Origin of the sequence: Arthrobacter sp. NPDC093128 (genome assembly GCF_040683875.1) — a bacterium.
Classification (GTDB): Bacteria; Actinomycetota; Actinomycetes; order Actinomycetales; family Micrococcaceae; genus Arthrobacter.
This window is the reverse complement of sequence record NZ_JBFBEY010000012.1, coordinates 27460-39532: the sequence shown is the minus strand read 5'-3', so window position 1 is coordinate 39532 and position 12073 is coordinate 27460. Positions and strand designations below refer to the sequence as shown.

The 12073-nt window shown below is 64.6% G+C and carries 17 protein-coding genes and 2 pseudogenes; 8 read left to right on the top strand and 11 right to left on the bottom strand.

The window, feature by feature from the left end; genetic code table 11:
• Nucleotides 1-31 precede the first annotated feature (31 nt).
• The gene (locus AB0N24_RS15245) at nt 32-463 is read right to left on the bottom strand and encodes a DUF309 domain-containing protein (protein ID WP_364125802.1); all 432 of its coding nucleotides are present in this window, start codon (nt 461-463) and stop codon (nt 32-34) included.
• A gap of 135 nt (nt 464-598) precedes the next feature.
• Between AB0N24_RS15245 and AB0N24_RS15240 the strand changes: the two genes are divergently transcribed.
• The gene (locus tag AB0N24_RS15240; protein ID WP_364125800.1) at nt 599-760 is read left to right on the top strand and encodes a hypothetical protein; all 162 of its coding nucleotides are present in this window, start codon (nt 599-601) and stop codon (nt 758-760) included.
• Nucleotides 761-978: 218 nt separating this feature from the next.
• Here AB0N24_RS15240 and AB0N24_RS15235 read toward each other — a convergent pair whose 3' ends face one another.
• A complete protein-coding gene (locus tag AB0N24_RS15235) occupies nt 979-1440 on the bottom strand; it encodes a MarR family transcriptional regulator (protein ID WP_364125797.1) in 462 nt (153 codons plus the stop codon).
• 324 nt (nt 1441-1764) lie between these two features.
• Here AB0N24_RS15235 and AB0N24_RS15230 point away from each other — a divergent pair, with 324 nt between their 5' ends.
• Complete coding sequence (locus AB0N24_RS15230; protein WP_364125794.1) at nt 1765-2949, top strand: glutamate--cysteine ligase; 1185 nt, start codon at nt 1765-1767, stop codon at nt 2947-2949.
• Here AB0N24_RS15230 and AB0N24_RS15225 read toward each other — a convergent pair.
• From AB0N24_RS15225 to AB0N24_RS15215, 3 genes and pseudogenes are all read right to left on the bottom strand, one after another.
• On the bottom strand, nt 2894-3097 hold the full coding sequence (locus tag AB0N24_RS15225; RefSeq protein ID WP_364125792.1) for a hypothetical protein: 204 nt from the start codon (nt 3095-3097) through the stop codon (nt 2894-2896). The genes AB0N24_RS15230 and AB0N24_RS15225 overlap by 56 nt on opposite strands.
• A gap of 59 nt (nt 3098-3156) precedes the next feature.
• Nucleotides 3157-3987: pseudogene (locus AB0N24_RS15220) on the bottom strand (oxidoreductase).
• 42 nt (nt 3988-4029) lie between these two features.
• Nucleotides 4030-4559 (bottom strand): annotated as a pseudogene (locus tag AB0N24_RS15215) (alcohol dehydrogenase catalytic domain-containing protein); the annotation flags it as partial.
• Nucleotides 4560-4719: 160 nt separating this feature from the next.
• On the opposite strand from AB0N24_RS15215, the gene AB0N24_RS15210 reads away from it, so the two are divergent.
• A complete protein-coding gene (locus AB0N24_RS15210; protein ID WP_364125790.1) occupies nt 4720-5136 on the top strand; it encodes a helix-turn-helix transcriptional regulator in 417 nt (138 codons plus the stop codon).
• Nucleotides 5137-5169: 33 nt separating this feature from the next.
• On the opposite strand, the gene AB0N24_RS15205 is transcribed toward AB0N24_RS15210, so the two are convergent.
• The 3 genes from AB0N24_RS15205 to AB0N24_RS15195 form a co-directional block, all read right to left on the bottom strand.
• A complete protein-coding gene (locus tag AB0N24_RS15205; protein ID WP_364125787.1) occupies nt 5170-5424 on the bottom strand; it encodes a hypothetical protein in 255 nt (84 codons plus the stop codon).
• Nucleotides 5425-5485: 61 nt separating this feature from the next.
• Complete coding sequence (locus AB0N24_RS15200; RefSeq protein ID WP_364125785.1) at nt 5486-5863, bottom strand: hypothetical protein; 378 nt, start codon at nt 5861-5863, stop codon at nt 5486-5488.
• Between the two features lie 183 nt (nt 5864-6046).
• Entirely contained in the window at nt 6047-6472 is a 426-nt protein-coding gene (locus AB0N24_RS15195) for an Hsp20 family protein (protein WP_364125782.1), read from the bottom strand.
• Between the two features lie 136 nt (nt 6473-6608).
• Between AB0N24_RS15195 and AB0N24_RS15190 the strand changes: the two genes are divergently transcribed.
• Both AB0N24_RS15190 and AB0N24_RS15185 read left to right on the top strand, forming a co-directional pair.
• Nucleotides 6609-6908: a MerR family transcriptional regulator gene (locus AB0N24_RS15190; protein WP_364125780.1), complete on the top strand. Its 300-nt coding sequence runs from the start codon at nt 6609-6611 to the stop codon at nt 6906-6908.
• A 36-nt stretch (nt 6909-6944) separates the two neighbouring features.
• Complete coding sequence (locus AB0N24_RS15185) at nt 6945-7349, top strand: VOC family protein (RefSeq protein ID WP_364125777.1); 405 nt, start codon at nt 6945-6947, stop codon at nt 7347-7349.
• A gap of 68 nt (nt 7350-7417) precedes the next feature.
• On the opposite strand, the gene AB0N24_RS15180 is transcribed toward AB0N24_RS15185, so the two are convergent.
• Nucleotides 7418-7729: a helix-turn-helix transcriptional regulator gene (locus AB0N24_RS15180; protein WP_364126128.1), complete on the bottom strand. Its 312-nt coding sequence runs from the start codon at nt 7727-7729 to the stop codon at nt 7418-7420.
• Nucleotides 7730-7938: 209 nt separating this feature from the next.
• On the opposite strand from AB0N24_RS15180, the gene AB0N24_RS15175 reads away from it, so the two are divergent.
• Nucleotides 7939-8202, top strand: a complete 264-nt coding sequence (locus AB0N24_RS15175; protein WP_364125774.1) for a GlsB/YeaQ/YmgE family stress response membrane protein — start codon at nt 7939-7941, stop codon at nt 8200-8202.
• 320 nt (nt 8203-8522) lie between these two features.
• Here AB0N24_RS15175 and AB0N24_RS15170 read toward each other — a convergent pair whose 3' ends face one another.
• Both AB0N24_RS15170 and AB0N24_RS15165 read right to left on the bottom strand, forming a co-directional pair.
• The gene (locus AB0N24_RS15170) at nt 8523-8924 is read right to left on the bottom strand and encodes a RidA family protein (protein WP_364125772.1); all 402 of its coding nucleotides are present in this window, start codon (nt 8922-8924) and stop codon (nt 8523-8525) included.
• A 73-nt stretch (nt 8925-8997) separates the two neighbouring features.
• A complete protein-coding gene (locus AB0N24_RS15165; protein ID WP_364125769.1) occupies nt 8998-10443 on the bottom strand; it encodes an MFS transporter in 1446 nt (481 codons plus the stop codon).
• Nucleotides 10444-10881: 438 nt separating this feature from the next.
• On the opposite strand from AB0N24_RS15165, the gene AB0N24_RS15160 reads away from it, so the two are divergent.
• Nucleotides 10882-11130: a hypothetical protein gene (locus tag AB0N24_RS15160; protein WP_364125767.1), complete on the top strand. Its 249-nt coding sequence runs from the start codon at nt 10882-10884 to the stop codon at nt 11128-11130.
• A gap of 77 nt (nt 11131-11207) precedes the next feature.
• A complete protein-coding gene (locus AB0N24_RS15155; RefSeq protein WP_364125765.1) occupies nt 11208-12026 on the top strand; it encodes a pyruvate, water dikinase regulatory protein in 819 nt (272 codons plus the stop codon).
• Nucleotides 12027-12073: the final 47 nt, after the last annotated feature.

Below are 12073 nucleotides of genomic sequence, written 5' to 3'. Positions count from 1 at the left end.
CTTCCGGACCGCGATGGCGTCGCCCGGCAGCTCAGTGGCCGGCGTGCATCCGATCGCGTGCGCAATTCACAACGGCGGACAAGTCGAGCCCGTAGGTCGGCCCTTCCCCGGAACCGTACTCCTCGAGGCGGGACGCGCCGCGTTCGAAAAGCCGGAGCGCGCCAACGCTGTTACCCCGGGCGGCGTGGGTCAGCCCGACGCAGATTTGGGCGAGTCCTTGCCAGAGGTTGCGTTCTTCGGCTGGCCCGGCTTTCCAGCGGGCCTCGAGTACCTCATGGGCGGCGAAGGCCCGGCCGGCTTCCACCAGGCTCCGGGCTGAGACCAAAGTCTGCGCCGGAGGCAGCGGCTCTTCCGAGACCGGTTCGACGCCGGCGCTTCCGTAGGGCAGCGGCCGCCCCAGCGCGTCACGCGGCCGGGCCTGTCGCGGACGCCTTGAAGCGTCCCGATCCCTGTCACCGGTCATTGCAGTTTCCGCCCTGAGCTTCCCTGGACTTTACGAACCTTCATACGCCCATGCTACGACCCGGCCCACTGGAGGTCTCCGACCCCGCCGGATCAAGGACACCTGCTGCTCCGAAGTCGAAGGAGATGTTTAGGCATGGGATGCCATGAAGGCACTGACGGCGGCCTGGGCTTCTTCGCCTGCCGGTCCCTGCCAGAACAGGTGGCTGGGCGCCTACAGCTCGACGAGCACGGCACCGGGGATGGTGTCCGCATAGTCCTCAGCGTGGGCGAAAGCGACACCGGCATCCTGGCGTGAGCCGGTCACCAAAGTCGGACGGCTGGTCCGGGTTTGGACCAGCCGTCGGTAAGGGGCACGATCGGGTCGGGCCTGGTGCAGATCGTGTGAAGGGCCTGCATGCCACCGAAGGAGGCTTGTCCCCGGGCCGGTACATGACTTAAACAGGTCCAACCCTAAGGTGCTCGTCTCGAGCCCCACCATGGGAGCGACGGTCAACGCATTCTTTTCACCAGAATCTAGCTTCCGGGATCCCTTGGTTCAGCGACATGGGTTGTCTCTCCCTCCCGGGCTGCGAGGCCGCGCACGATCGCCTGCAGTTCTGTACGCAGTGTGTCGGTGTCGACGTCCGCGTTTGCCAGGACTGAGCGCTCCAGGTCGCGTGCGTCTTCGCGTGCCGAAGTGCCGGCGGCGGTGATGGACACGACCTGGCTGCGGCGGTCGGACTGGCTGCGCTGGCGAACGACATACCCGTACGCCTCCAGGCGCATGAGGGTCTTGCCGATAGTTTGGGCCTGCACCCGGACGATCTGCGCAAGTGAGGCCTGGGTCATGGGGCCGCTAGCCGCCAAGACGTCCAGCGCGATCACCCCGGCATGGGTCAACCCGATATCGCCCAGCTTCTCGTTCCACGCGTGCTCGACGAGCCGCGCGGCGGTCGACAACAGGCGGCCTGTGGGCCAGATTCTGATATCAGGCATAGGCGCAGTATAGAACCCGGCGGGTCTGTATGGGGGTGCCTTTCGTGTGGTGCAGCCAAAGTGGACATGAGAAGCCCCGTCGATGGGGGACCGGCGGGGCTCCGATGAACATTCCGTGAACACACTGGCGGGGAACGCGGGGGTAGGAGCCCGCAAATTTCCCCTGCCTGCACCGCATATCTGCAACGCGGCTAGGTCCGCCATGCGATTGGCCGCCTGGGATGGGTAACCCTTCGGCCTGCATCGGAGGTCTCTGCGGCAAAAGCTTTCGTGGACCTGGGAAGTTGGTCATTTGCCCGTGGTTTCGTGGGCCACACTTAGCACGTGCGTACTTTTGGTGTTGAGGAAGAATTTTTGATTGTTGATCCCCGCGATGGCGGTCCGCTGCCGATAGCAGGCGAGGTCCTACGCCTTCATGATTCGGGCCGTGCGGCCGAGGCTCCTCCCTCGTACCCGATGCTGGCTGTTGAGCTCCAGCAGGAACAACTCGAAGTAATCACGGGACCGCACAGTCGCCTGGGCGGGCTGGTCGCCGAAATACGCGCCGGACGCTCCTACGCAGACGCGCTGGCACGAAAAGCAGGCGCGAGGATCTCTGCCCTTGCCACGTCCCCGCTGCCGGTAACGCCCCGGTATACCCGCAACGACCGGTACGACGCCCTTCTGGCAAAGTTTGCGCTGACGGCACGGGAGCAGCTGACGTGCGGATACCACGTCCATGTTTCCGTCGGATCGGACGAGGAAGGCGTCGCCGTCCTGGACCGGATCCGGTCCTGGCTCCCGTCGCTCATCGCATTGAGTTCGAATTCCCCGTTCTGGAACGGCACCGACAGTGGTTACGCCAGTTTCCGCACGCAGGCCTGGAATCGGTGGTCCACGGCCGGTCCGACCGATGTGTTCGGCTCGGCAGATGCCTACCACTCGCTGGTGGAGCGTCTGTCGGGCACCGGAGTCGTCGCCAGCCCGGATTTTGACGCCAGGCTGTCTGCCCGATACCCAACTGTGGAGATCCGTGTGTCCGATGTGTGCCTTGATGTCCGGGACGCCGCCCTTATCGCGGCTCTGGTACGGGCATTGGTGGAGACCGCGGCCAGGGAATGGGAGGCCGGACAGCCGGCGGACACGGTTCCTACGGCGATCCTGCGACAGGGGGCCTGGCTGGCAAGCCGGTTCGGTATCGACGGGAACCTGCTCCATCCACTCGCGCACAAGCCAGACACCGCCAGAAACGTTGTTGATGCACTTTTTGACCACGTCCGGGACGCCCTCGACGCGACCGGGGACACTGCCTACGTTGAGGAGTCCCTGCACCGACTCCTCAATCAGGGCACCGGCGCCACGCGGCAGCGGGAGGCGTACAGACGCAGCGGCAGCCTCGCAGATGTGGTTGCCCACGCCACTGGCGTCACCCACGATGAAACCGACAATCAGCACGTCCGCGGGGAACGGTTCTTCAGAGACGCAGAGAACGCCGACCGACGTTCCGACCTGGTGGCCCTCTCGCGCTGATGTAGCTGTCCCGGGCGACCTGCTGCACGGCGTCGTCGATGGGCTGGTCATCGTCGCGGAAGAAGCGGCCCTGCCGGAAGATCGGTTCGGCTTCGTCGTCGCCGAGTGCCCATTCGTTGAAGCCTTGGGACGTGTCGCCGAAACTCATGCAGCCCAGGGCGATGCGGCTTTCAGGCCGGACTGGCCCAGGCGTGTGCACTCCATATCTCAGCCCTCGATCCCGGTGCTGAGGCTGAGGTCCCGCCATTGCTCCAGCTCCGCGCGCTGCGCCTCAGCAACGGCGGCGAACGCGCCAGACGCGTCCTGTCCGAGCACTAAGAGCGACGGCGGGTTCGGACTTTCGACGACCGCCAGGATGGCTTCGGCGGCCTTCGCCGGGTCGCCCGGCTGGGTGCCGTGCATCGTGTCGTTCTCCTTGCGCCGTTTCCCGGCCGTCTCCGCGTAGTCCCCGATCGGTGTCGCCGACTGGGTCAGTGAGCGCCCGGCGAAGTCCGTGCGGAACGCGCCCGGCTCGATGACGGTGACGTTGATTCCCAGCGGCTGCAGTTCCTTGTGGAGTGATCCGGACAGGCCCTCCAAGGCGGCCTTGGTGGCCGAGTAGTAGCCGGAGCCGGCCGGTGAGATGCGTGCTCCGATGGAGGAGATGTTCAGGATGGACCCTGACCTGTTCGCACGCATGCCGGGGAGGACTGCCTTGATCATGTCCACCGCGCCGAGAACGTTTGTGTCGAACAATTGCCGGATGTCGGCGTCGTCCGCTTCCTAAACCGCACTGCGGTAACCGTAACCGGCATTGTTGACCAGAACGTCGACGCTTCCGAAGCGCGTCTGTGCCTGCTCGACGGCCGAGCTGATCTGTGCGTTGTCGGTGACATCGAGGGGCAGGGCCAGCGCCGTGTCGGGGAAACCGGACGCGATGTCTTCCAGCGTGGCAGCGTTCCGGGCGGTGACGACGGCGTTGTGTCCGTGGGCGAGGACGGCCTGGGCGAGTGCCCGGCCAAGTCCGGTGGAGCATCCTGTGATAAGCCATGTAGCCATTTGTGTATTCCTTTCGTTGGAACGGGTGGTGGCGCGTTACGGGCGGACGGGGGCGGGGCCGCCGGTGAGGGTGATGTCGGGCCCGAACATGGAGCCGAAGCCGGTCGGGGCGTCCTCGTACTGCGGCACGCCGACCCGGCTGATGACGCCGCCGGGTCGTAGTACGCCAAGTGCCTGGTCATAGGCGGGGCGGTGTCCGACGCACTCGAGCACGGTGTGGGTGCCGTCGCCGATGACTGTGACAGTGGTCCGATTGGCCAGAAGCCGCCGTGGCGGCAGGAGGTCTGCAGCCCGTCTCGGCAGAAGTCGCAGGTGCCGTCGGACCAGGCGAATGGGGCGATGAAGAAGTTACCCTCTTTCAGGGTCGAGACGTCCATCCCGGTCTCCTCGACGACGCCGATGAACTCGTGGCCCATAGGCGACCCTTGTTGGGGCTTGGGCATGCTGTGGTACGGGTGCAGGTCCGAGCCGCAGACGCAGGACCGCACAATGCGCACCAGCGCGTCGGTCGGGTCCTGCAGCAGCGGGTCGGGCAGCTGAGACCGCGACCAGGACACCGACGCCGAGGGCACTCCCGATCTGGTGTGAGGTGTTGACCAGTCCGGATGCAGCTCCGGCGTCCTTGGCGCTGGCGCCTGCGATGCCGGCAGAAGTGAGCGGGGCGAAGGCGAGGCACACCCAAGAGGTCCTGTGGCCCTACTCCAAGGAGACGCCAACAAATAGCATTGCATCATGGAACAGCTGCAGGAGACGAGCCCTGACGAACCGGTCTTGTCTGCCACCACGGTTTTCGCCAGCCTCGCGGAATTGAGGGACGCCCCCGGCTATAGCCCAAAGGCAATAGCCGAACGGCTAACAAACTCGCTGGGCTCGGATGCTGCCGCACCCCTGCTGGGCGTCAGCGTGGAAGTTCTGGATCGCTGGATATCGGGCCAGGATGCGCCGGATGCGGACGGCCGGCTCCGGCTTGCGGACCTGGACGCCCTTGTAGGGCATCTCCACAGTGCTTTCACGCCGGCCCAGGCCATGCACTGGATGTGCAGCCCGAACGTGCAGCTGGGCTCCAGACCAATTGATGTTTACCGCATTCGGGGATCGGCGCCAGTAATCGGCGCCATCCGTGCCCACGTCCAGGATGCTTTCGGCTGACTGGCCTGCAGCGATCGCGGGTCCGGCATCCGCTCACCAGTGACCGGTGCTGGCGAGGATGTAGTCGGTGGCGGCGGGCCCGGTCATGGTCAAGTGGTTGTGCCTGGGGTTGATGCGGTGTTGTTTGAGGGCCGCCCAGAGCGAGCGGGCCGGCTCTGGCGTGGCCTGATTTAGCAGGCACCAGCTGGTGTAGAGGCCGTAAAGTTCGTCTTTGCCCAGTCCGGTATCGGTCTCCCGCTCCGTGATGAGGGATTCCCGGAGGAACCGGTCAAAGTGGGTTGAGGTCATGTCAGTTCCTTTCCTGCCTGGCATCGGATGGCCCGGATGGGCCCCAGTTGAAATCCCGCCCTCAGGGCTGGGGGCCGTAGATAAAGTCCTTCGCATGGCTGACGGCTTTTCTGAAGGCGTCATTGCGGAGGGAAATTTGCTCTTGAGTACTTGCCTGTCCGTTTTCGGTGTAGGCGGTGAGCCCGGGCCGCAGCACCCAGATGTCCCCGTTCGGAGGGAGGTAGAAGACCCCGAAGGAACGGTGACGGGGGTCCTCGGTCCAGATGGGGACTACGGCGAGGGCCGCGCCGGTGTCCGGGTTGATCCATTGGGCCCGCGGCAGGGGTTGCTCGTGCACTTCGGGGTCAAGGAACGGTGCAGTACCTTTTCCCCAGCGTTGTTCGAACCGTTCGTAGAATGCCGGCAACAGCTGGCTGTCGTACGGGCGCCAGGCGCTCATGATGGACTCCTTCCCGGATAGGGCGGCTGAGTGGGGAGCGGTGCCGGTCAGGTTCATGACAGTTTGTTCCGGATGGCGCGGAACCGGGCCGGTCACTGTGGATGCTCAAGCTGTCCGTGCCGCCACGGGATGGTCCCCGATCTGCGAAGGGCCGGGGGCCATCCCTGTGCGAGGCGTCTCCGGTCAGGCGTTGATTTCCTGGCGCCGGTTCTTGTTTGTTTCGACCTCGATCCGGCGGGGTTTTGCCTTTTCGGCCATCGGGATCCGCAGCGTCAGCACTCCGGCGTCGTAGCCGGCTTTCACGGCGTCGGCGTTGAGGGCGTCGCCGAGGATGAGCTGGCGGCTAAAGACTCCGCGGGGACGCTCTGCGGCAATGAACTCCGTATTCTCGGCCGTCGGGCTTTTGCGTTCGGCCCTGACAGTCAGGACATTTCGTTCGACGTCGATGTCCACCGAATCGACGTCCACTCCGGGCAGGTCGAACGCAACAACGAATTCTTCCCCTTCCTGCCAGGCGTCCATGGGCATCGCGGCCGGCCTGGCCGTCGTCCCGAGGACCTGCTGGGTGAGCCGGTCGAGCTCACGGAACGGGTCGGTTCGCATCAGCATGTCTTCCTCACTCCTTACAGATCGTGTATGACTCATATTTCCCTAGCCAGATTATCTGTCGTGGCTGGGATAGATTTTTTATAGCACCCGTGTGAGACTGTTGCAAGAGGGTATTTTGGGTTTCAAGGAGGGGCCGATGGCGCAGGACAGCGGCAGGGTCACGGGGGTTTATGCCATCTCCGTGGCGGCTGAACTGGTGGGGATGGGGCAGCAGAACCTGCGCCTGTACGAGCGCAAAGGGCTGCTGGAACCGGGGCGGACCGTTGGCGGAACCCGCCTGTACAGTGAACAGGACTTGCTGACACTGCGCCGGATCAGCACGCTCCTCCAAGAGGGGCTAAACCTTGCCGGCGTCCGGGCAGTCCTCGAACTCGAATCCGCCAACCGGCACCTGGAACGCGAACTCGCTGCAGTCAGGGCACGGCGCAAGCGCTGACAGGGCTCGGGGGAATTCGGCGGTACTGTGAGGCGCATGGAAATGCGCCTTGAAGTTGTGCAGGTACCGGTAGCCGATGTTGACCGGGCGAAATCGTTCTACACCGAGAAGCTGGGCTTTGTTCTTGATCACGACGTTGAGTACATCCCCGGGATGAGAGTGGTACAGCTGACTCCGCCAGGTTCGGCTGCTTCGATCGTGATTGGTACGGGGATGACCAGTATGACGGCGGGCAGCCTCGAGGGGCTGCAGCTCGTCGTTTCCGATCTGGGCGCTGTGCGCGCCGAGCTCCTGCGCCGCGGCGCCGACATCAGTGAGATCCAGGATATGGGCGGTGTGCAGTTCGCCTACTTCGGGGATCCGGATGGGAACCGCTGGGTTCTCCAGGGCGCAACACCTCCTGAGGTCAGGGACGCACACCTGGATGGATCCGCGTCCTAGGGCGTCAGACGGCCTGCGCCCCGTGGCAAAACTCGAACTCGCGGACCAGCGTGTTCCCTTTCGCCACGTCAGGGTTGGACGTCGGTGGAAGGCGGCGAAGCCGGCACGATGCTGCGCAGAGTCTTCAATGCGGCATCCAATCCCGGCCCGGTCTGGCCCTGATCGCGAAATTGTGTGATGGACCCGGGGCGCCAGCCCAGACCCTCTTCGATTTTGCGCCGCACCTCCTCCCCGGGCCACCGATGACCCTTTTCAAAAAACCGCAGGGTTTGCGTCCGAAGCCCCGCAAGGAGAGCGAAGTCCTGTTGGGAGTGGCCCAGTCGGAGCCGATGCTCCCGGACAAGCTCTCCTATTATTTGCAACGCCCTCGCGTCGTTCATCCCGGCGATCCCCCTTTCGCGCTTCAGCGGGTCGTGACGCACCACGGTTGATGTCCGCTGTTAGCGGCCGGACTGCGTGCCGCAGGCGATCCGCCCGCTGCCCACCACATCATCGTAAGCCGGACCCTTGCCATATGCTAAGGGTGCTGATTAAATCATGCACATAGCGTCACTACGACGCTGATGTTCCAATCGGAAGGAAGTGCGTCATGGGAATTCTCGGGTTCCTCCTGCTCGGCCTGATTGCGGGAGCCATCGCCAAAGCTGTACTTCCCGGCAGGCAGGGCGGAGGCTGGGTAGTCACGCTGGTTCTGGGCGTCGTCGGAGCGATCCTCGGCGGCTGGATTGGTTCACTGATCTTCGGCGGAGGCCTTGGTGACTTCTTCGACCTTCGGACCTGGCTGCTGTCCATTCTCGGCGCTGTGATCGTGCTGGGGATCTTCGGCGCCGTCACCCGCAGGAGCCGCGTCTGACCCCCGGCAACCCGGCCGGGCTCCGCGATCGCATCGACGCCTTCCTCTCGTATGACGAAGCCGTGCCGGTCGGCCACGGGCCCGGCAGCCGGGCGTCGACCCTAAAAACCCGCTAAGACCCGGCCCTACCGAATGGGGGACCGCTGTACTGGCGGCGACCTTCGGCGGGCAACACCACTTGCCCGCTTACGTGGATCCGCTCCAGTCCGATTACCAGTTCAGCATCCTCGCCCCAAGAAGCCGGAGTCCGCGCTGAGGGTCTGGTGCTGGCAGCCTGACGATGGCGTCACCGCCCCCGGCGTCCGGTGACGGCAGCACTTTCATCGCAGCACGGCGGCTACCGCACTGATCTCGACGAGCGCGCCGGGAACGCCCAGCCCTGCAACACGCGCGCCGGTCACCAGAGCCGGTTCATCGGACGCAAGCTCCGATGCGATCGCCCCGTACGCCGCTGCGAGGTCGACGCCGTCGACGAAGAGCACCGTCCACTGGACGACGTCGCCGAGGGTCGCGCCGGCCGCGGCGAGGGCGGTCCTCGCGTTCTCGAGGGCGCGGGCGGACTGCACGGCCACGTCCCCTGCTCCGACCAGTGAGCCGTCGACGTCGACGGAGTTTTGACCGCCAACGTAGATGGTGGTCGCTCCGGGCGGCACGATGGCGACGTGGCTGAATGCCGGGCTGGAGAAGAGCCCTTGGGGGCGGATGCGCTGGATGGGTGCCATGCCCGTATGATCTCACGGACAGCCGAAACCGGGGCCGCCCGAGTGGACTCGCGATGGCGCCCGGTGATGATTCTTACTCGTACTCTGCAGCCGCCCGCTTATACGACGCCGAGACCCGGCGGTAGACCGGGGTCAGGAAGGCCAGCAGCGCTGCCGCGATCATGATGATCCCGGCGATGAGGAACACGAGGGCGACGCCGCGGGAGTTGCCTTCGCCCAGCAGCGGGGCCAGTTGGGCGGAGCCCTCAGCGGACCGCGCGTACGGGATGATCCAGACCTGGGCGATCGGCGCGATGAGGAAAGCGGTGATCGGCGCTGCCGCGGACTCGAACGCCATGGCGAACCCGAACACCCGGCCTTGCCGCTGTAGGGGCACCACCTGCTGGATGACCGTCTGCTCGGCTGCCTCGACGAAGGGCACCAGGACCAGGTATAGCCAGATGCCGGCGATGTACAGCCACGCCCACTCCCGCAGCGTGAACACCGCACCGAGGACGCCCATGACGATCACCGCGATGAGCATGGTGCGCAGTGGGTTGGACCCGAGTCCGAACTTGCCGATCAGCGCACCGCCCACAAGGAACCCGGTAGAAGCAACAGCGAAGAAGGTGCCCCACAACTCCACGGGGAACATCTCCAGGCCATATGGATCCATCAACGCCATGTAGACGCCACCGATGAAATTGTTGAACGTGGAAAACAGGATCAGCGCGAACAGCCCGGCAATGGCCAACACGGCGGCGAGCGAACCGCGCAGGTCAAAGCCGCCGTGTGCATCCGTGGCCGCCGCGCGCACCTCTTCGGGCATGCGCAAGGTGAGAAGGTGCGCGAAGGCCAGCGCCGTGAGCACCAGGGCGACGACGACCGTCCAGCCCATGCCCAGCAGCCCGACCGACAACCCGGACAGCACCGAGGTGACGATCAGCATCAGTCCCTGCACCATGCCCACCAGCCCGTTGGCATTTGCCCGCCGGTCCGGCTCGATGAGGATGGTGACCGTGGTGGACAGGGCGATGTTCCGCATATTTTCCACCACCGCACCGACCAGGACGATCACGGCGAAGATCCAGAACCACGGCTGTGTCAGGTCCAGCATCGAGGCGGAGGGAGTTAGCAGGAACATCACTCCGGACAGCACGAACATCACCAAGGTAAAGCCGGCGGCGAAGCGCATCACGGCCAGCTTGCGGTAGCGGTCCACGAAGGTGCCGAAGCTGATGCTGGAAAGGGCGATCAACAGCATGTACGCGCCGCCGATCACTCCGGTGGCGATCACGTTCCGCGTTTCCAGGTACACCCAGAACGTCAGGGCGAACCACAGGTAGCTGGTGGTGATGTTGGCCAGGGCGGTGTTCACCAGGATCCCGGCGAACGTGCGGGACCGCTGCGCCGGAGTGCGGAGGGAGGTGTCTACGGCGCCGGGATCCCCCGCGCGAGGGGCCTCGCCCTCCTCAACCTGCGCTGAGGTGACGGCCGCGTCCGCAGCGGCCCCGGGCGGGGCCGGTTCCTGCTCGGTCATGCGTCCCAGTTTACTGACAACTGACGGACGCGGACATGGTGGCTGCGCGGTAGGGAAGTATGCACAAAGGAGTCGAACGTCAGCCCGCGGCACGGGCGCAAGTGATGAAGTGATCGACCAGCAGTCTGCACTGTTCCAGGAAACACGCGGCCAGCCTCCGTCAAACAGCAGCCACGGCTATGAATTACTGTGCCTGGCGTAGTTCCCCCAAACTCAAGGACCAAGGACTGGGGGGACCTGGACCTGTCCGTTGTGCGGCAGACCATCGCTAACCTCAGCTGGGCATAACCATGGGCCACGTCCTCGATCCGCGGGTCAAGTATGGGCTGCACTGCACAGGTTAGGCCAGCGTGCTGTGCGACCTCTTGCGGGGTCCATCCAGTGTGCTTTAGCCTGTGGGCTCAGGCCAAAAAGAGCCTGCACAACTGGGGGTGTGGCATGACTGAAATAAATGCAGTGCTGGCAGGGCTGACGTTCGAAGAGCTCGAGGAGATCAAGGCTCTGGGGCCCGGGGGACATCTGGGACGGGATCTGATCGCGGCCGTTGACCGTGCTGCCGGAGGTCCGGATGCCGGGAGGGGGTTTTACGTCCTGGACGGCATGGTCAATGGTAACGGCGGACAGTTCCACGTTCTCCGCAATGACGTCAGTGACCGTATTTTCCAAACGCAGACAGCCCAGGGCTGAAGCTGGCCGGCCCTCCCTGGCCGCCTCCAAAGGGCGGCCAGGGAGGTCCGCCAACTGATGTGGGGGAGAATGCGTTCATGACCAATGACGATCTTCGGCCTGTCTACTTCCTTTCGGACAGCACCGGCATCACCGCGGAAACCCTCGGCAACACCTTGTTGACGCAGTTCCCCGCTAATAACTTTGACCGCATCACGGTCCCCTTCATCACGACCGTCGAACAGGCCAGGACGGTGGTCGGCACTATCGACAAACTGGCCGCCACCGGCCCCCGGCCGATCGTCTTTTCCACCGCTGTCAGCAGCGAGATCCGCCAGGCGCTGGCCACGTGCCAGGGCATCGTCGTGGACCTTATCGGGACGCATGTCGGACAGCTGGAGGAGGCCCTCGGCTCAGCTGCCAGCGGCGAACCGGGCAGGGCCCATGGCCTGGGCAACGCTGAGCGGTATCAGTCGCGGATGGCCGCGGTCGAGTACGCCATGGAACACGACGACGGCCAGAGCCTGCGCGCGCTGGAAAAGGCGCAGGTCATCCTGGTGGCGCCGTCCCGCTGCGGAAAAACACCCACAACCATGTATCTTGCGCTGCAACACGGAATCTTCGCCGCGAACTTCCCGCTGGTGGACGAGGACTTTGAGCGGGAGGGGCTCCCCAAGCCGCTGCGGCCTTTCGTTGAGAAATGTTTCGGCCTCTCCTCGAACCCCCTGCGCCTGAGCCAGATTCGCACTGAAAGGCGTCGCGGCTCGCCCTACGCGTCGCTGCGGCAGTGCGGCTTTGAGCTCCGTAGCGCCGAGCAGCTGTATGTCTCCCACCGGATTCCGTACCTGAATTCAGCCACGGTGTCCGTGGAGGAAATGGCGGCCACTATCCTGCAGCGTATGAACCTCAAGCATTAGGGAAAATTTTCACAAACTCGGTGTGGCGCAGATCATGTGGAAAGAGC

Excerpts from the sequence above, each read along its gene's own strand:
- AB0N24_RS15245 (WP_364125802.1), bottom strand. The coding sequence starts at position 463 with ATGACCGGTGACAGGGATCGGGACGCTTCAAGGCGTCCGCGACAGGCC.
- AB0N24_RS15240 (WP_364125800.1), top strand. The coding sequence starts at position 599 with ATGGGATGCCATGAAGGCACTGACGGCGGCCTGGGCTTCTTCGCCTGC.
- AB0N24_RS15235 (WP_364125797.1), bottom strand. The coding sequence starts at position 1,440 with ATGCCTGATATCAGAATCTGGCCCACAGGCCGCCTGTTGTCGACCGCC.
- AB0N24_RS15225 (WP_364125792.1), bottom strand. The coding sequence starts at position 3,097 with ATGAGTTTCGGCGACACGTCCCAAGGCTTCAACGAATGGGCACTCGGC.
- AB0N24_RS15210 (WP_364125790.1), top strand. The coding sequence starts at position 4,720 with ATGGAACAGCTGCAGGAGACGAGCCCTGACGAACCGGTCTTGTCTGCC.
- AB0N24_RS15205 (WP_364125787.1), bottom strand. The coding sequence starts at position 5,424 with ATGACCTCAACCCACTTTGACCGGTTCCTCCGGGAATCCCTCATCACG.
- AB0N24_RS15200 (WP_364125785.1), bottom strand. The coding sequence starts at position 5,863 with ATGAGCGCCTGGCGCCCGTACGACAGCCAGCTGTTGCCGGCATTCTAC.
- AB0N24_RS15195 (WP_364125782.1), bottom strand. The coding sequence starts at position 6,472 with ATGCTGATGCGAACCGACCCGTTCCGTGAGCTCGACCGGCTCACCCAG.
- AB0N24_RS15190 (WP_364125780.1), top strand. The coding sequence starts at position 6,609 with ATGGCGCAGGACAGCGGCAGGGTCACGGGGGTTTATGCCATCTCCGTG.
- AB0N24_RS15185 (WP_364125777.1), top strand. The coding sequence starts at position 6,945 with ATGGAAATGCGCCTTGAAGTTGTGCAGGTACCGGTAGCCGATGTTGAC.
- AB0N24_RS15180 (WP_364126128.1), bottom strand. The coding sequence starts at position 7,729 with ATGAACGACGCGAGGGCGTTGCAAATAATAGGAGAGCTTGTCCGGGAG.
- AB0N24_RS15175 (WP_364125774.1), top strand. The coding sequence starts at position 7,939 with ATGGGAATTCTCGGGTTCCTCCTGCTCGGCCTGATTGCGGGAGCCATC.
- AB0N24_RS15170 (WP_364125772.1), bottom strand. The coding sequence starts at position 8,924 with ATGGCACCCATCCAGCGCATCCGCCCCCAAGGGCTCTTCTCCAGCCCG.
- AB0N24_RS15165 (WP_364125769.1), bottom strand. The coding sequence starts at position 10,443 with ATGACCGAGCAGGAACCGGCCCCGCCCGGGGCCGCTGCGGACGCGGCC.
- AB0N24_RS15160 (WP_364125767.1), top strand. The coding sequence starts at position 10,882 with ATGACTGAAATAAATGCAGTGCTGGCAGGGCTGACGTTCGAAGAGCTC.
- AB0N24_RS15155 (WP_364125765.1), top strand. The coding sequence starts at position 11,208 with ATGACCAATGACGATCTTCGGCCTGTCTACTTCCTTTCGGACAGCACC.